The organism is Lacrimispora sphenoides (assembly GCF_900105215.1).
GTDB classification, from domain to species: Bacteria; Bacillota; Clostridia; order Lachnospirales; family Lachnospiraceae; genus Lacrimispora; species Lacrimispora sphenoides_A.
Genome location: NZ_FOIP01000001.1, coordinates 3,283,587 through 3,300,866 on the forward strand (window position 1 = coordinate 3,283,587; position 17,280 = coordinate 3,300,866).

Annotated in this window: 24 protein-coding genes; 18 read left to right on the forward strand and 6 right to left on the reverse strand. The window is 33.5% G+C overall.

Going from position 1 to position 17,280, the window contains the following annotated elements; all coding sequences use genetic code 11:
* Nucleotides 1-2 precede the first annotated feature (2 nt).
* From BMW45_RS14950 to BMW45_RS14975, 6 genes are all read right to left on the reverse strand, one after another.
* Nucleotides 3-1,817 (reverse strand): competence protein CoiA family protein, encoded by a 1,815-nt coding sequence (locus tag BMW45_RS14950; protein WP_092245139.1) that lies wholly within the window; start codon nt 1,815-1,817, stop codon nt 3-5.
* A gap of 21 nt (nt 1,818-1,838) precedes the next feature.
* A complete protein-coding gene (locus BMW45_RS14955; protein WP_092245142.1) occupies nt 1,839-2,183 on the reverse strand; it encodes a hypothetical protein in 345 nt (114 codons plus the stop codon).
* Nucleotides 2,184-2,215: 32 nt separating this feature from the next.
* Complete coding sequence (locus tag BMW45_RS14960) at nt 2,216-2,569, reverse strand: hypothetical protein (protein ID WP_092245145.1); 354 nt, start codon at nt 2,567-2,569, stop codon at nt 2,216-2,218.
* A 49-nt stretch (nt 2,570-2,618) separates the two neighbouring features.
* Entirely contained in the window at nt 2,619-3,467 is an 849-nt protein-coding gene (locus tag BMW45_RS14965) for a hypothetical protein (RefSeq protein ID WP_092245148.1), read from the reverse strand.
* A gap of 333 nt (nt 3,468-3,800) precedes the next feature.
* Nucleotides 3,801-4,088 (reverse strand): ParB N-terminal domain-containing protein, encoded by a 288-nt coding sequence (locus tag BMW45_RS14970; protein ID WP_092245151.1) that lies wholly within the window; start codon nt 4,086-4,088, stop codon nt 3,801-3,803.
* Between the two features lie 1,616 nt (nt 4,089-5,704).
* A complete protein-coding gene (locus BMW45_RS14975) occupies nt 5,705-6,028 on the reverse strand; it encodes a helix-turn-helix domain-containing protein (protein WP_092245154.1) in 324 nt (107 codons plus the stop codon).
* Nucleotides 6,029-6,560: 532 nt separating this feature from the next.
* Between BMW45_RS14975 and BMW45_RS14980 the strand changes: the two genes are divergently transcribed.
* The 18 genes from BMW45_RS14980 to BMW45_RS15055 all read left to right on the forward strand — a co-directional run bounded on the left by BMW45_RS14980 (nt 6,561) and on the right by BMW45_RS15055 (nt 17,019).
* Nucleotides 6,561-6,779 (forward strand): hypothetical protein, encoded by a 219-nt coding sequence (locus tag BMW45_RS14980; protein ID WP_092245157.1) that lies wholly within the window; start codon nt 6,561-6,563, stop codon nt 6,777-6,779.
* A complete protein-coding gene (locus tag BMW45_RS14985) occupies nt 6,776-7,030 on the forward strand; it encodes a type II toxin-antitoxin system RelE family toxin (RefSeq protein ID WP_092245160.1) in 255 nt (84 codons plus the stop codon). Before BMW45_RS14980 ends, BMW45_RS14985 begins: the two co-directional genes overlap by 4 nt.
* A 389-nt stretch (nt 7,031-7,419) precedes the next feature.
* On the forward strand, nt 7,420-7,680 hold the full coding sequence (locus tag BMW45_RS14990) for a helix-turn-helix domain-containing protein (protein WP_025234114.1): 261 nt from the start codon (nt 7,420-7,422) through the stop codon (nt 7,678-7,680).
* A 1,120-nt stretch (nt 7,681-8,800) separates the two neighbouring features.
* Entirely contained in the window at nt 8,801-9,028 is a 228-nt protein-coding gene (locus BMW45_RS14995; protein WP_092245162.1) for a hypothetical protein, read from the forward strand.
* A gap of 109 nt (nt 9,029-9,137) precedes the next feature.
* Nucleotides 9,138-10,034: a hypothetical protein gene (locus BMW45_RS15000; RefSeq protein WP_242883045.1), complete on the forward strand. Its 897-nt coding sequence runs from the start codon at nt 9,138-9,140 to the stop codon at nt 10,032-10,034.
* A 77-nt stretch (nt 10,035-10,111) separates the two neighbouring features.
* The gene (locus tag BMW45_RS27510; protein WP_143057044.1) at nt 10,112-10,360 is read left to right on the forward strand and encodes a hypothetical protein; all 249 of its coding nucleotides are present in this window, start codon (nt 10,112-10,114) and stop codon (nt 10,358-10,360) included.
* 34 nt (nt 10,361-10,394) lie between these two features.
* Nucleotides 10,395-10,547: a hypothetical protein gene (locus BMW45_RS27870; RefSeq protein WP_166433365.1), complete on the forward strand. Its 153-nt coding sequence runs from the start codon at nt 10,395-10,397 to the stop codon at nt 10,545-10,547.
* A gap of 27 nt (nt 10,548-10,574) precedes the next feature.
* A complete protein-coding gene (locus BMW45_RS15005) occupies nt 10,575-10,790 on the forward strand; it encodes a hypothetical protein (protein ID WP_092245168.1) in 216 nt (71 codons plus the stop codon).
* A gap of 28 nt (nt 10,791-10,818) precedes the next feature.
* Nucleotides 10,819-11,172, forward strand: a complete 354-nt coding sequence (locus tag BMW45_RS15010) for a hypothetical protein (protein WP_092245171.1) — start codon at nt 10,819-10,821, stop codon at nt 11,170-11,172.
* Between the two features lie 95 nt (nt 11,173-11,267).
* On the forward strand, nt 11,268-12,938 hold the full coding sequence (locus tag BMW45_RS15015; protein ID WP_092245174.1) for a DUF2786 domain-containing protein: 1,671 nt from the start codon (nt 11,268-11,270) through the stop codon (nt 12,936-12,938).
* Nucleotides 12,939-12,950: 12 nt separating this feature from the next.
* Complete coding sequence (locus tag BMW45_RS15020) at nt 12,951-14,597, forward strand: class I SAM-dependent methyltransferase (protein ID WP_092245177.1); 1,647 nt, start codon at nt 12,951-12,953, stop codon at nt 14,595-14,597.
* Between the two features lie 45 nt (nt 14,598-14,642).
* The gene (locus BMW45_RS15025; RefSeq protein WP_092245180.1) at nt 14,643-14,948 is read left to right on the forward strand and encodes a hypothetical protein; all 306 of its coding nucleotides are present in this window, start codon (nt 14,643-14,645) and stop codon (nt 14,946-14,948) included.
* Nucleotides 14,949-14,962: 14 nt separating this feature from the next.
* Entirely contained in the window at nt 14,963-15,439 is a 477-nt protein-coding gene (locus tag BMW45_RS15030) for a hypothetical protein (RefSeq protein WP_092245183.1), read from the forward strand.
* A gap of 49 nt (nt 15,440-15,488) precedes the next feature.
* The gene (locus BMW45_RS15035; protein ID WP_092245186.1) at nt 15,489-15,773 is read left to right on the forward strand and encodes a hypothetical protein; all 285 of its coding nucleotides are present in this window, start codon (nt 15,489-15,491) and stop codon (nt 15,771-15,773) included.
* 32 nt (nt 15,774-15,805) lie between these two features.
* Nucleotides 15,806-16,042, forward strand: coding sequence for a hypothetical protein (locus BMW45_RS15040; protein WP_143057045.1), 237 nt, complete (start codon nt 15,806-15,808; stop codon nt 16,040-16,042).
* Nucleotides 16,043-16,127: 85 nt separating this feature from the next.
* Nucleotides 16,128-16,514 (forward strand): hypothetical protein, encoded by a 387-nt coding sequence (locus tag BMW45_RS15045; RefSeq protein ID WP_092245192.1) that lies wholly within the window; start codon nt 16,128-16,130, stop codon nt 16,512-16,514.
* A 49-nt stretch (nt 16,515-16,563) separates the two neighbouring features.
* A complete protein-coding gene (locus BMW45_RS15050; RefSeq protein ID WP_092245195.1) occupies nt 16,564-16,764 on the forward strand; it encodes a hypothetical protein in 201 nt (66 codons plus the stop codon).
* 51 nt (nt 16,765-16,815) lie between these two features.
* Nucleotides 16,816-17,019, forward strand: a complete 204-nt coding sequence (locus tag BMW45_RS15055; protein ID WP_092245198.1) for a hypothetical protein — start codon at nt 16,816-16,818, stop codon at nt 17,017-17,019.
* Nucleotides 17,020-17,280 lie beyond the last annotated feature (261 nt).

The following is a 17,280-nucleotide window of genomic DNA, read 5'->3' on the forward strand; positions in this document are numbered from 1 at the left end:
TATTATTCCTCCATTAATCTAATGTCTCCATTTATGCCATATGCTAATTCGTTCATCGACTTAAGTAAAATGTCTTTAAAATATTTTTCATCAGCGTCAACTGGCACTCCATTTGGAGCAAAGTTTATTAAATATGTATTGTCTAATAAAAACAAACGCTTACAAAATAATGTATCACCTTCAATTTTCCAGCATTTATTTTTACATGAGTTAACCATATCGCATAAATAGCTAACGATTTTTTCAATACGATATATATATTTTATTTTGTTACAAAATCTTTCAGAGATTATTTCATCCAGTTTGTTGAAATCATGATTAGCATCGTAATCATATGTTTCCATTTCTAAATAATCATATAATAGCCAAATTTTTCTAAAATCAGACGATACTCTTATTTTTATACTGTCGTTATTCGTGCACATTGCTTCCAACTTGCTTATAGCTTTTCGATATCCAGAATTGTTCATCAGTGCTGTTTTTATCTGCTCATTTTTAAAATTCAGAAATGCGGCACTTTTGTATTCTTCATAATATCTTTCTATCACGGCTGAATTTATATGACATAACTGCAACTCAACTCGTCCAATTTCTTCTTTTATGTAAGGGCTGTGTATGTAGTCATGAAAAGTAATATTAAAGATCAATTCACTAAAAGGATAATTACTTACAGACCAATGGCTTCGTGGTGCTATTAACTTAATATATTCAAAGTTACTAATAGTTTCCAATGCTCTTATCTTTTTTGATGAAGCTTCGGTCTTGCATTTTAGTAAATCAATAGCATTTTGAAAGTCCTTTTTAATAAGTAACCCCTGTTCCACTTTAATTCTATAAAAAACTCTTTCAAAACAAGTATAGTCTAGATATTTTATAGCACTTTTGAAATTCACCTCATATATTAAAGGCGATACATGGGAGCAAGACACTTCGATACCGGGAATGTCGTCGTTATCATTTTGTAAGAGCGTTAAAATGTCAAAAAATTGCTTATTTATAATTTCCTTAAACTGATCTTTAAAAGATGTGCATGTCTTGTTTTTTAGATTTTTATAGCACCATACCTGGTCAGCATAGTCCATTGAATTAAAAGCAGACACTACATCGTTTTCAGAGACATTATCGCTTTTATATTGACACAATACATTCCAGAACCAATCCAATTTTTCCCATTGCATCTTATAATTTAGTTTATCTTGTCGCTTCCATTCTAGCTTTCGCCTTGCAATGGTACTGTCATAATCATTTTTCGTGTATGACTTTATAAAACACTCCCCATCTGAATAAATCACTTTAAATTCAGGGATATCATTGTTGTGCTTTTGATTTATAAATTCTCTTGCGTTGATTTCAATCACATCGTTACCCAGTTCATCCCAAACAGGAATGTAGTGAGCTGACTTTTTGTTGGAATATGCTATTTCAACAAAAAATGTTTTCCCATCTTTAGTTTCCACAATGATGTCTGGTCGGTAATCTCCAAATGAAGTATGTAATGTTTTTTCAGTTTCAATACCTGATACTGTAAAGGTGTCACCATCAACTATAAAAACGCTACTATTTTCAAATAGCCATGTTTTACAAATATAGTGAACAAAGCTTTCTTCTGAACACCCTCCAGATTCATGATAGAAATGCGGCTGAACAAGATATTCGTTTTCTTTTTTGTACGCCCTTGGTTTTACAACGCCTTTGCAACAGGGGCAGTAGTAAATTCTGTCGTCTCTAACATCATTAATATGTACATAGTTTGCAGTATCATCTTTGTTATCTAAAGCAACGATAAGCTGTGGCAGATCGTTATAGTTGTTTTTCAAATAATCCCTCCCTTTGTAACTCTACGCAATTTCTTTCATCCACTCTATAGTCAGAGCAATACCATTATCTAGTTCCTTTATGTATCTATCTAAAAATCTTGTTTCAATCATTCTATTGACAAGCCTATCTACATCGTAGCTAATTGTGACATCACGGCTTGCAATTTCCTGAGTAGAAACCGGCCATCTAAATTCCTGATGCGCTTGGTATGGAGTGTCAGCATATTCCCGAAGTTCTACTTCAATTCTATATTTGCTTTTATCAGTATCAGATGATCTATAGATTACAATAATGTCACACAATATATTCCCATTAGAATCCCGATACTTGTATGTATTTAAGTATGATTTTATTACGTCACTCATTTTATGATTCTCCTCGCAATTATCATTATTTGTTATTTTGCTGACAAGTACCAAATGCCGTCTTGTCTATCTAAAACAATATTAAATCCGTAAATCCTTATTAGTTCATGAAGCTGTTCCTCCGTAAACAAATATCCTATTGACCCATTATGTAAATTCCATAAGCATTCATTAACAACATCATTAGCGTAGAGATTCAATTTTGTACACTTTGATCCATTTGAATTTAAGACAATAAACGTCTTTAAATATTCAAGATAGTCTACACATGGTTTTCTTGCCTCCTTCATAGAAATTACATATCTATTTATTCCCTTACCGGTAGTACGATGACTCACCGGATTTCTAAAAAACTCATCTAATCCTTTTCTGCTGTTAATCTCCAATACCTAATTCTCCTTTTACTTTCTATTATTTTTACGATAGTATTCATAGTCATTCCTTCCTTTCCAAAAAGTCATAATTATCAAATACTGATAAGTCCTTGATCTTGTTTAAATAATCTTCATAACCTTCTTTATCGTATAGTGCTTCATATTTTTTATTATTCTGTTTAACATAATTGTAAATCTTGACGATTTCTTCGTCAGGGTATTTAGTTCCTTTACAGAGCCAATAGTACTTTTGGGCTAGTTTACGGTTATCATTAGCTTCTAATTTCTTTTCTTTAACCTGCCTATGACCGTTTTTATAAAGCATATAATCTTTGGAATATTTTTTAATGTAGTCTTTATCCATATACCTGCCGTAAACATTTGGCAACTGCGATATTTCTCCTTTATCATTTATCACGAAATCATCAGCGCGACTTACGTAAATTACGCATAAGTCTTCCAAAATAGTGTTATATCTCATAATTGTTCTGGTTGATAATCCGCTAATAGTAGATAGATAATCCTGAGTCTGATGACCAACCACGTTACACTTAGATTCCCCACTTTCTAGGAATATGGTTATTTTGCTATTTATTGAATCCATTAAATATATGTAATATCTGAATACCTGCAATTTATTTTTGTACTGTGATTCCATGATCTTACGCATTTCACTAATTTTCAAAACTGTATATTTTTCATTGGTTGTATTTACGTTTAGAGAGTCGCAGTTAAGAATATATGAATCTTTAGATATTTTTTCTCCAATCACATACTTATTTTCTAACAGCGAATTTGCAGCCATATATATCTTTTTTCGAATTTTCAGTCCTACTTGGTTATCATGATATATTGCAAATAGGAGAGAATCGATGCTGATATAGTAATGCTCCATTTCAGCTATTGGCATTAATATCTTCAGATAACAATAAACAAGTATTTCATAATCAGTTACAGTTGGAGAACGAGATAATTTCTCCGGTAAAAATATCTTAATAAGCAGCTCCTTTCTTTCACCATAGTGACAGCTAGGTACCTCACGACTATACCATCGTGTAGAGTGTAGGGTATGGTTTCAGGTACCCAGTTGTCAGTCAATAACAATATATAATAATAACAATATATAACTATTTAACATTCACTCTATTGCATAGAGTTGAATCGAGGATTCTTTTTCTCTGGTACTACATTTCTGGTAAGTACCATCTCTACTGTAATAATTCTGCATATGTAAATTTATCCCTTATATAAATTTCACTTCTACAGTTTTGTATCCCATCATCTTGGCAATCAGATATGTAATGTAGCCATCTGTTAGAGTATTCTTCTTGTCAACAACGATAGGAGATAAGAAGTCACCGGTACGAATGTAATATGTATACTTTGCTGCTAGGTTATCTACTCTAGGTGGGTGAGATAACATTTCTGGTGGAATAGTGATCTTGGATAGAGGTATTGCTTTTTTCTGTAAGGTCTGTAATTTCAAATTACTTCTGATATGTAACAGGTTAGTGAATCTAATAATCTTCATTTAAATCCTCCTTGTAGTGTGATTATGGTTTTCTTTATTTGCTTGTATGAATCATAACACTTACGGATTATGATGTCAATAGTTTTCTTTATTTATTTGTAATTATATTTTCAAACAATTGGTTAGGTAAAATTATAAGATGTGAAAATGGTGAGTTCGGCAGATAGGATTATTTTTTGCATTATATAGGAAACAAATGCTTATCCTGTAATGGTTTGTTGGGTGTGGGAGTAGTAAGAGAGTAGTGATCGGAGATATGGGTTTTGTGAAAATAGGGGTGAGTTCGTAAAGATGCTTATTTTATAAGGGTTTGCTTGACTTCAGAGAGGGGAAAGTGCTGATTTTGAATTGTCTGTAAATTCAATTTGGCCTTATTTTATATGTATTCCTTCGAACTCACTAACGAACTCATTTTGTGTGATTTTGGAAATTGTATAGACAATTAGATAGTGTACAGGGTGGTAATGTAGTTGAGACATGAAATTATGATGATTTTATTGTATCTGATAATTTGATTAATTGTAGTTGTAATATGTGGGGATTTTATGATAAAAGAGGTTGAAATTTCAACTTGATGTGTGAGTAGAACTGATATGCGGTATTCCGACACGTAAAAACAGTCTCAAAATGTAAATATACCCCGGTCATGGGTAATGAAATAATATACAACAAATAGGCATGTTAACCTATGCGTAATAGGGCATAATTACATGTTCAATGTATACCACTATATATGTCTGCGTTAAACTCTTGTTTAGTGCAATGATAGTAAAAATAGTGCATAGTTTGCAATGGTTAAATATATGCATATTGTACAAGCGAATGATATGATTATAGAATTGTAGCTAATTGTATGAATGAAATTGATATTGACAGATAATTATGATGGCGCAATGATGGATAAATGAATTACTGTAGCAGGTAAAGGGGCGGTGGTTACGATGCCTTTATGCGACCAGGTATCGTCAAGTCTGATATAGCTAGTAAGTTTGGCAAGGTTCGTTGTAATTAAATACTACAAGTGTAATATTAACAATAATATAAAAAGATACTAACTATAATTTATATACTAACTTACTATAATATACTTAGTATCATATCAACCCTAACATCTTTGTTTCATGGTATATAAACAATACTAACTGCATAAAAGATAGTAAGTGTAAAAAAGATAATAACTATATAAAATATACTTAGTATAAAAAAGATACCATTGTGTCATATCAAGGTTTCTTAGAATTTACATGATTATACCTTATTCATTTTACCACTCGGCCATCATATTATCATACACTCCACAACACATTTAAACGCTTAATTTCTCATCGTAATCGCATACCCTTACACTTTATCATTCATGCCATTACAAGCTGTATATGAGCCAAATAACAACACGTACAATCAATGCAACACCATCATATCCCATCAATAATTAATCTATATCAATCAGTCATATTCCGACACATTCCATCATACCATATCAATATCAGCGACATGATATCCAATAGTAACCAAAAAATATACAGTTTATTCCATATTTCTTACTTGACAAAGTCGAACATACATACTATTATTGAACTCACAGACAAAGAACATACGTACTAGTGTTATGGCTTTTACATAATTACGTCATCGTCATCAAGATTAAGAAAGTCTTTTACTATGCCATCAATATCTTTGTTGCTGTTATCATGTGGTACATCAATCATATGATCCGTGTCTTTGTTTCGCTCTCTAATAACAAGGTCACATTTATAGTTGATTGCAGCACAAAGCAATTGTACATCGGTTACAGTAAGTTCTTTCTTCTTAAATACATTTTGTAGTTGTTGGGGGCTTATTCCCATCATTCTAGCTACATGAGCGTTACTAATGCCATTTGTTAATAGGTACATGCGATAATCAATTATGAATTGTCCACTACTTATAAATTGCAACATACTTTTACCTCCGTTATAGCGGTATATTATTATATCAAATTTATTTATATTTATCATTATATATGTTTACCTAAAATAATGCAAACTTTTGTACAATGCCACGACATAAAATTATTTAATAAAAATGTAAATAAAACTATTTACAAACATAAAGCAATGTGATATACTTGTATCAAGTTAAGAGAAATAAGAGAAATAATGAAAGCGAGATAATCACCTATGAAACATATTATCACATACTACAAAAACGAAAAGGCAGTTAAAACTTTAAATTATGAATGCAATCCAAACGCCACAAAATCTGAGATTAGCAGCAAATGTCTTCAGTTTGCAAAACAGAATAAGCCAGCAAATTATGATTATTACGAGATAGCACAAGTCTAAACGACAAGCGTTCCGTCGGGTGCAATTCCTGACTAGGCTCTCAACAAGTGATGATACTTGTTTCCATCAGTGGCACATTGATAATTTAATAGACTTTACACTATCGCATATGATATAATAGGACTATATCAGAAAAGGATGTGATAGCATGAGTAACAAAGAACGCATTATGCAGTTAATAGATGGTGTACCAGACAGCAAACTTGTATTTGTGGTTGACATGCTGGAATCACTAAAAGCATATGCAGGGGAATCCATAGAACCTGATAGCTGGGATTTACAAATGATTAAACAGGCAGAATTATTAAACGATGGCGAAACAGTAACGTTTGATGATTTATGCAACGAATTAGGCATTAATCTATGAGTGGTTACAAGACTATTTTTGAGAAAGCAGCTATAAAGTTTCTAAAAAAACAAACCCCTAAAATGCAAAGTATGATTCTGATGGCAATTTCAAAATTACCTGAAGGTACAGATATTAAGAAGTTGCAAGGTTATGAATTATATCGTATGCGTGTTGGAAATGTAAGAGTGATTTATTCAATTGATAATGACGTAAAAATCATTAACATAGAAAACATTGACAACCGAGGACAAATATACAAAAGATATTAAAATCCAAAGGGTGTAAAGTCTGTTAGATTATCAACGGCTTTGCACTCTTTTTCTTATGAAGTCTATCAGGGCGAGCCTGTAGCGTCAAAGCAAATAGACGGTTTAACAAGTGGATGATCACTTGCACCAAAATGGACGGAATAACCAAAAAGAGCCTGACTACTCGCAATAGTCAGACCCTTGGGGAACACACTTGAAAATGTGATCACGTTACTAGTTTCATATCATATCACATTTCTATGATTTATTCAAGTGTTAATTCCAAACGTGCAAACTGTACCTTGAAAAGTGAATAGAAATGTATTAGATCAATTATTTTCATTTAATATATTCTGTTGGATTTACCATGAATGTGGTACAATGTTACTGAAATGACAGGAGGTGTTAAAATGATAACATACTATAAATTACTTGATATGCTCAACCGACAAGGAATGACAAGGGAACAGCTTAAAAATGCCGCTGGTTTATCTTCGGCGACTATGACAAAAATATCTAAGCAAGAGTCGGTTACACTAAAAACTATCGATTCTATTTGTAGAGTAATGAAATGTCAGCCAGGAGATATATTGCAGTACAATGATATGACCTATGATGATTATGCTATATTGCAAAAAGAAAAACAACTAAAAAATAGAGAAAATCTTTAGAAAACAGTTGACATTGATTTGAAATCATGATATACTTGTATTATCAAAAGGAAATAGAAAAGGCGGTCACAGACACCGACCAAAGTATCAGACCACCTTTTCACACAACTTGATATACAAGCGTATAATCATTCTAATACATTTTTATTCGCTTTTCAAGTGCAATCGCACACAAATTTCCTTTAAGTAATATCTTTTCCAGTCGTGGAACTGGCCACAAAATGAACGGATCACGCAACAGAGACTGAAACGTCCACGGAGCTTGTGATGGACAGGCCGTAAGGCTATAGCGAACCCTGACAACGCACATATGTAATAACGGTTTTATCTGGAGCAATTGGAGTAGTGTAACCATGTTATAGGTGAATCAATTAAGGAGAAAATACTTTTATCCGAAATTGTTACCTTGACAATAGTTGCATGAGGGCAAAGGGATATGAGGACAGATAAATAATTCCTGAAAAATATGAAACTGCGCAATAGGTGTACCCTAACTATACGGTTTCTACCCTAGCTAACTAGTGAATGATGTCACATGGGAGAAACAAGCAGACCTGTGAGAAGGTGGTCATTGACGGGAGCGAATAAAGCGAATAACCCCACAGAGGAATCATAAGGGAGCATACACCACTTAATTATATTACTTCCAGATAAAGAGACTGGACAAGCAGAGGACGGAACAACGAGCCTATGAAGCAGTAGGCAACCAAAGAGAACGGAAAGCAAAATCCTATTTGTTATAGGTAATTCAAATTAGTACGGAATAACGCAATTAAGATTTATTTGTAGCCATTAAAACATCATTCAGGCATCACAATGACAAGCCCTGAAATATCGTTGATATGGCTATTTTGTTATAGGTTTTATCAGTTACACCACGCACGTAAACTAGGCACTATATATCGGTTCTTGGATTGTATACTCCTCAATCCTTATTACTGATTGCGTGTAGTCAAATATATTCAGAACGTATGAAATCAAGTTGAATATTGGAAGCTCTTGACAACTACCCATCACGGGAGGCTCTGCTAGACAATCTTTCATTGATTGACTTTTCTTATTTTGAAATCATTGGCTTTTGTGTGCGTTAGTATCTGATAAAAAACAGGAGGAAAAGGAAATGGAATATTACAATAGCTTGGTTGATCGTATGGTAAGGGAAGCTAGAAGGTTATTGAGTAATAAGGGGTTAAGTTCAGAAAATGAGGTTATGACGATCTTAAAAGCGGCGCAGATTATTATTGTAACAAATGAAGTATTTGAAACATCTTTCTTTGATGAAAAAGACGATATCATAGACGATATTTCCATTCTATATAAAGAACGATTAAATGAAGCCTTTGTATAAAACAAAATTTAGTATCTATTATGCAGATGATTATATGTATATTCTTACATTGTATCGCCTGTATAAGTACTTACTAAAGTGAGTAATATTGCAGAAAGGAAATAAACATATGAAGGAAAATGAATTATTAGAAAGCAAGGAATTACGGGAAAAATTAGTTGCTAAAGTGGAAATTTTGGATAAGGTCAAAAAGTTGCTCCTTATTCCTGGCACTGAATTAGCAAATGCGCAGCAAGTAGCGGATTTTTACGAGGTAGAGAAGAATACCATTGAAGTCCTTTATTCACGTAACAAAGATGAACTGGACGAAGACGGAACAGGACTTGTAAGTTATAAAGATTTTCTAAACTTACAAAATGTCAGTTTAGAGAAAAGCAGAGGTAAGACAACATTCACATTCCAAAGTGGTGAAATTCTTAATGTTCCAAACAGGGGATTAAAAGTTTTCCCTCGTCGTGCAATTCTCCGCATAGGAATGCTACTTAGAGATTCAGCCATAGCGAAGGAGATCCGCACTCAATTACTTAATATAGAAGAAAAGACTTCTAATGAAACAAAAACAATGGACATCACAGAGGAACAGACTCTTGCCTTATCCGTCGGCATGGCATACGCAAGTGGAAACCCTGATGCAATCATGATAGCTACCACTAAAATGATGGACTTTAAAAACCGTCACATAGCAAAACTGAACGAGTCAAACAATGCTCTGGCAAACGGTATCCTAGCGTGGGACGATAGGGGACGAATTAATTTTGCAGTCCGTAAGATGGCAGCATACGCACATATCACAGTAGGTAAAGCCTGGAGCGAGTTGTACAAGCAATTAAAGAACGGCTTTCATATTGATTTACAGAGCAGAGGAAAACAGCCATGGATACAACACGTAGATGAAAAAGAATGGCAATGCGTGATTAAAGCATTTTCTGCCTTATGCAAGTATTATGAATTGGAACCTAGCGACATGTTTCATGACTTAAAAATTGAAGAAGAGGTTAAAGCATAAGCCGAGGATTTGTAACCGTAAAAAGTTGCAGATCCATTTTTAGTTAGGAAAGAATATCTAGGAAAGAAGGTGTAATTTTGAAAGTAAACATATACACAATAGGCAAGAAAACGTTAATCGGAACTTACAATGTAAAATACGTTTATGATTCAAGTTTTTATTTTAGAGGTATGCCTACATTGTCAGCAAAAAGGTGTAGAGAAATACTAAACATCGTATCGCCAAATTTCAAAATCGAATCGGAAACTTTGGTTATTGAAAACGTAGAAACAGGACATACCGGAATACAAAAGATACACAGAGGCGGTACTATTTTAAACTTTTAACAAGCAAATATCCATTTCATAGGGAGGTAGAAATATGATAAACAAAATTAATAAAATATTAGAGGAAAAGGGAAGTAAATTCAGAACTAAGGACGGTTTTACAATTTGCATGTACATCGGTCATTTAACATTTTTAAAAAGAAGTTTTGAAACACAAGAAGAGTGTTTACAATTTGTAAGCAGATAAAACGATTATTTTCTAGGAGGTTTGCATATGAGCAGAGAGCGTAAAGAAAAATGGGCAGTATGCGGCGAATACGGCGGTAATTTTACGAACCTTAAAGACGCTAAACAGTGCGCAAAAGAAGCCAGTAAAACTCCAGAACATGACTATGAAGCAAGTGTTACATTGATTGAAGAAGGTGCCCATTACATTGATTATAAAAATGGAAAATGTACTCGTGATGGCTGGACTATAAAACACAAATAAAAACCGAATTTTAAAGGAGGACTCCATCATGAGAAAGCAGGAAAATTTGAAGTGTGAAAAATTACTGAAAAGAGCTATAAGAGTAGCCAAACAGGCAGAAGAAGATTTTTCTCTATCCGAGAAATATAATGTAATTAAAACTATTCATTCATTTGGAAATGGAGGATCGCAAAACATGGAAAAAGAAATACAAAAATTATTAGAGGAAAACAGTTATTCGGTATCCGATGCAGAGGAAGCTATAAATTTTGTAGCTGCCTTACTAACAATCAGATTGGAAGATATTAAAAAGAATGAATCATATGCAACTAACAGCATTGATAGGTTAGATAAAGCTGTAACAGAAGTAAATGATCTACTTTGGTTAGAGGATTTACAATAACATATTTTATTCCCAGTTTGAAGCCATTAGATCATGTGTCTAGTGGCTTTTATAGTGGGAATAAAATATTCAATAATTAAACGGAGGTAATTACAATGTCAAATTATTATAATTATAGGGAAGTTAAAGTGATGATCGCCCATAGGTTGATGGCACTTGATGGTTGGAAAGTATATGACTATTCACCGGATCAGTCAGACAGTATGACAGACTATTATTGTCCTGCCACTTGGGGCGGTGTTGCAGAAAAGAACGGATATGTCCTTTGTGTTGACGTTTACGGAGCAAGGGAACCACAGGAAATTAGAAAATACAATCATACAGATTTTTCATATGATAGAAACATAGCAGACAAAATCAAGAAGCTGGAGGCAATGACAGTTGAGCGAGGCGCATCTGAAGCAGAAGCGGAAAGTGCAATAGTAATGATTGAACGATTGCAGAAGAAATCAGAAGCAGCAACAGAGAATAAAGAGAAATATGTAGTTGTTGGTATGATACCAGGACACCAGGCACACCCGAATAAATGTAACTGGCACATAGAAAAAGATGGTATTATTATTGCAAAGGGTAACGGGATTCTGAAATATAGTGAAGTTGATTCATATTTCAGTCATGAAAATTACACCAAAGATATGCAGAACTTTAAAAAACAGTCCAAAGATGAGTATATAAAAAAGAATGTTGATGATTTAATTTATCATAGATATTATTCAGACATTGAAAAGGCTACTAAATCAGCAGAAAGCCACTATGACGACATGATAAATAAAAGCAAATTAGTGGATCAGTTTAATACATTTATTAATAAGCTAGATACCACTTGCGGAGGTCTTCTTGGAGAAGGTGACGGTACTATATATGAAAAAGTTATCGTTACAGAATACAAGAACGAAACAAAGGCCGTAGAAGTGGAGACTGGAGAAATTAAAGAGGGTCAATGTTTTATTCTAAAAACCAGTTTTATGTATGGAAAATATAAGGGTCTTGTTTACCGCATTCATGAAAGAAAAACGGAAAACGGATCTTATTTTTATGCTTATAAACTCAATGGAAAACTTACAAAAGAGTGTACCGGAAGCGCCTCAAGTAATAACAAATGGGGAAGTTTTGGAGAAAGGTTTTTAAAGTGGATTGAAACAGGAGCTATTTCATGGTGTGAACTTAAGGAAGTAAAAACACCATATGAAGTGGAAAAGGTGGTTAAAAAGTCCATTGGCAATAGCAAGGTGGAGACAAAGAAAAAAGAAACCGCAACTACTACCTCAGAAGGAGAAGAACAGAGGGTAACTATTTCAACTACGTATACCTATGATATCTCAGAAGACATTGACACAAGAGACAATTCTAATATTTGGGTTGTAAAGGTAAAAGAGTCATTAAGCAGAGAAGAGTATAAACAGCTTAACCAATCAATGAACGATATAGGCGGATATTATTCACGCTTTAAGCATGGATTTATATTTAAAGAAAATCCAGAAGTTTTGTTAAACGTTGAGACGGTTGCAAAGGCCGATGATCCAACAGAAAGTAACCAAGAAGAGAAGAAGGGACCAGAAAAACAGAAACCCGCCATTGAATACGATATTACGGAAGATAAAAGTCCATCAGGTAAAATCAACTATTTACTAAAAATCAAAAATGAATTATCTAAAGATGATTTTTCAGAAGTCAAGCGTAAATTTGCGAAGATACAAGGGTATCATAGCAGCCAAAAGGACGGTTTTATATTCAAGTACAATCCAGCAGAAAAATTGATTATATAGGAGTGAATGACAATGTTTATATCAAATGCAGATTTTTACCCAACGCCAGGGCATCTTATTGAAAAGATGCTCTTTTCTTTGGACTTTAACAGGATCAAAAGTATCTTGGAGCCAGAGGCCGGGAAAGGGGACATAGTAGAAAGATTAAAGGAAAAAGAAAAGTCTATGTCTGACCGTTGGCAGAAGGTTTCCTTTGACATCGATTGCGTAGAGCAAGACGAAAATTTACGTCATATTCTCAAAGGTAAAGGATATCGGCTTGTACACAATGATTTTTTAACCTATGAGACTATGAAAGAATATGACCTTATAATCATGAATCCTCCTTTCTCTAATGGCTGTAAGCACCTTTTAAAAGCCTTAGAAATGCAGAAACGGAACGGCGGTGCTATTGTTTGTTTACTTAATGCTGAAACGCTTAAAAATCAGTGTAATAATGATCGGATAATGCTTACTAGGCTGTTAGAGGAATACAATTCAGATATTGAGTATATAAAAAATGCATTTACCGATGCAGAGCGAAAGACAGGCGTTGAAGTTGCCTTAATAAAGGTGCAGCTTCCAGTGGTCAAAAGACAATCATTCATCTTTGACGGACTTAAAAGGGCACAGGAACAAAGAGAGTGTGAACAAGCAGAAAGCGCCTATTTGGCTGAAAATGATTTGTTTAAATCTATAGTGGGGCAATACAAATTAGAGGTAGAAGCAGGCATAAAACTGATAAAAGAATACTACGCTATGTATCCTTATATTATGACTTCTTTCGGTAAAGATGAAAAAACTGGCGAGACAGTTCAGAAGGGCGGATGTATCCTGGATCTTGATTTGTCAATAAATACTGACAAATACAAAAGTGGTTTGTCTGTAAATGGCTATATCCGGGAAGTACGTGGCAAATACTGGACAGCGTTATTCCAAAATGAAAAATTTATTGGGCAGCTCACCGGAAACTTGCGGCAAGATTTTTATAATAGACTTGAAGATTTAAAAGACTATGACTTCTCTTTGTATAATATTTATGAATTAAAAATTGAGATGCAGAAGAAAGTAGTGACCGGGATAGAAGATACTATTATAGCTTTATTTGATGAACTAAGCCATAAACACTATTGGGATAAAGATACTTCTAGCAACATTCACTATTATAACGGCTGGAAGACAAATAAAAGCTGGTTTATTAATGAAAAGGTTATTATTCCATTATCCGGTTGGGATTCAATATGGAACCAATTCAGGATTAACGATTATCAGATTGTAGAGAAGTTGCAAGATATTGAAAAATGTTTCAACTATCTTGACGGTGGATTAACTGAGGCCATAGATCTAAAGGAAACGTTGGAGTTTTCTCAAGAATATGGAGAAACAAGAAATATCACGTTGAAGTATTTCAACATAACATTTTACAAAAAGGGAACTTGTCACATTATATTTACCAATCCTGAACTTTTAAAAAAGTTCAATATTTTTGGATCACAGAAGAAAGGCTGGCTCCCTCCTTCTTATGGCAAGAAGAAATATAAAGACATGACAGCGGAAGAAAAAACCGTTGTGAACGAATTTGAGGGAGAAAAAGAGTATGCCAAGGTAATGAATAACACAAAGTATTATTTGTTTGATGGAGACAGAAGCATGAACTTGCTAGAAGATAAAACAGCATAAAGAAATGAAAAGTAAGTTTCATTTGAGGATTGGAGGCCCAATAATATGGAAGTAAACAACTTATCACAGTTAAAGAAAACAATCGCAGAGGGTAAAGAATTTATCATTAAAGACCATAGAATAAAGGAATTTATAGGACAGAGGCGTAAAGGCAACGTAATACAGACCAATGCAGTATATTTGGTTGTTCCTGGCGAACCTGACAACAAAGTGTCTCAGGCAAATGGAAAGCGTGGTAGCTTCCTAGAATATGGTAAAGCTTCAGCGTGGGAATTCAATAATAGTTTGTGTACACTTTATAACGGAGAACATAAACCGGAAAATCTGGTGATGTCCTTCGTTTTTGAATGATTGGAGGAATTAGAATGATAAAATATAAAATGACAATTAATACAGACAAATATGTTTGTAGAAGATGCAGTAAGAAGAATTGGGAACCAGGTACAAGGAACGATTATATGCTTGCCATTAATGGTATTACAAGAACATTAAACAGTATGAAAGAGGTAATGTGGCAATTAGAATTATTTCGCGGAAATTCGTTTCTTTCTTCTGAATATGACGAAGAAAAGAACAAAGAAGAGAACTTTCACTTGTCGGATAAATATGTTGCATTTTTGAAAAAGAATACAATAACATATCATGATAGATTGTGCGGATTTGATAGAACACAATATTTGTCAGGATACGGGTGGATGCAAGGCTATTTTTGCATAGGCAATGTTTTGAGGGAATTAAAAGAAAATGGATCAGTTAAAGTACCTTTTGAATGGCTTTATGATATGAGGCAGTACTATAAAGGTATGAATGGTTGTTATATGGAAATTAAAAGAGTCAGTTAAAAGACGAATCAGGTTAAAAACGCAATTTCAAGTGAAGATGGAGGAAAATATGGTTAATATGAATATGAAAATTTTAGATGTAACTCATGCTGTGTTAGATTACCGGGCATATATTATTTCTGATAACATAGTGACGAATAAAATTGATATGTCTAAATTCGATAAAGATAAATTGACATTTGAATATTATTGTTCTTTACCGCTTCCTGATGGGATGAATAAGAACCACTCTGATTTTCAGAGAATTTTAAACTATAAGAATTGGGAACGGCTTACAGAATTAGACAATACAGAAGAAAAGGACTTGTGTCGTTATGTTTGGAAAATTGAATGATGTCTTTCATTAGAAATCTGGAGGTTGATTTTATGAAAAGAAAAACATATAACAATGTCCTTAAAGCTGGAAATCTTATTCAGAAAAAAGGATATGACGAAAAAGAAGCATTGGAACTTGCAGTAAGATTATTTGATAATTTACCAAAAGGGAAGGACGTTGAATTTATAATTGATAAGGTAGCGACTAAAGAAAAGTGGTTAGATGATCAACGGAAATATGGATATTTATTTCAGGGTGGTATGAAAAGTTATCCATCTGGATATTAGGATGAAATGCACGTTTGATGGTGAGCGATCGAAGAATATTTAACCGGTTGCTTTTATTATGCTCAAAATCAAGAAGGAGATTGTAATGGAGAAGTTTACAAATAAAGATCTGGAAATTATCAGCAATGGTTTATTATGCCTTATTGGGAATGCAGCGAAGGCAAAGGAGCTTGTGCTTGATAGCGCTTCACTGAATAGCATTGATGAATATATGAGAACTTTACAGGTGCTTAATTCAAAGGTTTGCAGATTTGACAGAAGTGAAGGTTATGATAAAACTGAGAAAAATATGCTGAAACATGAGCATGAACCATTATGTTGCCTAAATTGTAGATTTTATGATAAGAACGATCAGATCAATGCTTTTGGTACATGTGAGCCACAAGATGAGGATTTTCATTGTACGTATGAGTGCAACTTATCTCAAGAGGAAATTAAAGAATTGGAAGGCCTCACGGGACACAGTAGATAACATGAAATACATGATTTAACGGTTTATAGACCAGAAGGGAATTGATAATATGAAAAAATTATGGGCTAGGCTAGGTGTGATTTTTGAAGTAAACGACGAGGACTACAAATTGATTGATAAGGCAATGAAAAATAAAGATAATATAAAAGTAAGGGAAATTTTATCAAACAGTAAAAACTATGTTGGTGGAGATAGTTATTTTCCGTCTGACTGTGAAGACAATCCAAACGAGGAAGAGTATGATTTCTAAAATCAAATTGTAAATCGATAGTCTTTTTAAAAAGCCAGAAAGAGGGTAATTATGAAAATAAATATTAGAGGTAAAGAAACAAGCAACGGTACATTGGAAAAGGTTAAATTTGACACAGAAAAGAAAGTATATATGACTGGTAAATATAATGTTATCGGTGGAGATATTCTCATACAGGCAACGTCAAATAAGGAAGTAAAGGACATTATAAAAGATTTAAAAATACAAGGTTTTCAATTAGTAGATGAATTGTAATAGCAAATCAAAAATAGAATTGAAGGGAGCACGGATTATAAGAAACAATATATCACTTATATCTGTGAAAAGTGTAATAAGGAATCTAGGAACGCAAACGATATAGAAGAGTGTGAAGCAGGACATTTAGGACTTACGATTGACGAAAAATTAAAGTATGATGCTCTACAAGAAATTGTTAGAAGACGAAGCTATACTGTTAGCGTAACCAAAAATGAAAAGACTGATAAAGAATTTGAAGATGCAATTATTGAAATCCTT

What these genes read in the sequence shown, in the direction of transcription:
- BMW45_RS15005 (WP_092245168.1), top strand. Translation starts at nt 10,575, where the DNA reads ATGAGCAGAGAGCGTAAAGAAAAATGGGCAGTATGCGGCGAATACGGC.
- BMW45_RS14995 (WP_092245162.1), top strand. Translation starts at nt 8,801, where the DNA reads ATGGAATATTACAATAGCTTGGTTGATCGTATGGTAAGGGAAGCTAGA.
- BMW45_RS14955 (WP_092245142.1), bottom strand. Translation starts at nt 2,183, where the DNA reads ATGAGTGACGTAATAAAATCATACTTAAATACATACAAGTATCGGGAT.
- BMW45_RS15025 (WP_092245180.1), top strand. Translation starts at nt 14,643, where the DNA reads ATGGAAGTAAACAACTTATCACAGTTAAAGAAAACAATCGCAGAGGGT.
- BMW45_RS15020 (WP_092245177.1), top strand. Translation starts at nt 12,951, where the DNA reads ATGTTTATATCAAATGCAGATTTTTACCCAACGCCAGGGCATCTTATT.
- BMW45_RS15030 (WP_092245183.1), top strand. Translation starts at nt 14,963, where the DNA reads ATGATAAAATATAAAATGACAATTAATACAGACAAATATGTTTGTAGA.
- BMW45_RS15045 (WP_092245192.1), top strand. Translation starts at nt 16,128, where the DNA reads ATGGAGAAGTTTACAAATAAAGATCTGGAAATTATCAGCAATGGTTTA.
- BMW45_RS15000 (WP_242883045.1), top strand. Translation starts at nt 9,138, where the DNA reads ATGAAGGAAAATGAATTATTAGAAAGCAAGGAATTACGGGAAAAATTA.
- BMW45_RS14985 (WP_092245160.1), top strand. Translation starts at nt 6,776, where the DNA reads ATGAGTGGTTACAAGACTATTTTTGAGAAAGCAGCTATAAAGTTTCTA.
- BMW45_RS27870 (WP_166433365.1), top strand. Translation starts at nt 10,395, where the DNA reads ATGATAAACAAAATTAATAAAATATTAGAGGAAAAGGGAAGTAAATTC.
- BMW45_RS15015 (WP_092245174.1), top strand. Translation starts at nt 11,268, where the DNA reads ATGTCAAATTATTATAATTATAGGGAAGTTAAAGTGATGATCGCCCAT.
- BMW45_RS14975 (WP_092245154.1), bottom strand. Translation starts at nt 6,028, where the DNA reads ATGTTGCAATTTATAAGTAGTGGACAATTCATAATTGATTATCGCATG.
- BMW45_RS15040 (WP_143057045.1), top strand. Translation starts at nt 15,806, where the DNA reads ATGAAAAGAAAAACATATAACAATGTCCTTAAAGCTGGAAATCTTATT.
- BMW45_RS15035 (WP_092245186.1), top strand. Translation starts at nt 15,489, where the DNA reads ATGGTTAATATGAATATGAAAATTTTAGATGTAACTCATGCTGTGTTA.
- BMW45_RS14965 (WP_092245148.1), bottom strand. Translation starts at nt 3,467, where the DNA reads ATGCCAATAGCTGAAATGGAGCATTACTATATCAGCATCGATTCTCTC.
- BMW45_RS15010 (WP_092245171.1), top strand. Translation starts at nt 10,819, where the DNA reads ATGAGAAAGCAGGAAAATTTGAAGTGTGAAAAATTACTGAAAAGAGCT.
- BMW45_RS14970 (WP_092245151.1), bottom strand. Translation starts at nt 4,088, where the DNA reads ATGAAGATTATTAGATTCACTAACCTGTTACATATCAGAAGTAATTTG.
- BMW45_RS14980 (WP_092245157.1), top strand. Translation starts at nt 6,561, where the DNA reads ATGAGTAACAAAGAACGCATTATGCAGTTAATAGATGGTGTACCAGAC.
- BMW45_RS15050 (WP_092245195.1), top strand. Translation starts at nt 16,564, where the DNA reads ATGAAAAAATTATGGGCTAGGCTAGGTGTGATTTTTGAAGTAAACGAC.
- BMW45_RS14990 (WP_025234114.1), top strand. Translation starts at nt 7,420, where the DNA reads ATGATAACATACTATAAATTACTTGATATGCTCAACCGACAAGGAATG.
- BMW45_RS15055 (WP_092245198.1), top strand. Translation starts at nt 16,816, where the DNA reads ATGAAAATAAATATTAGAGGTAAAGAAACAAGCAACGGTACATTGGAA.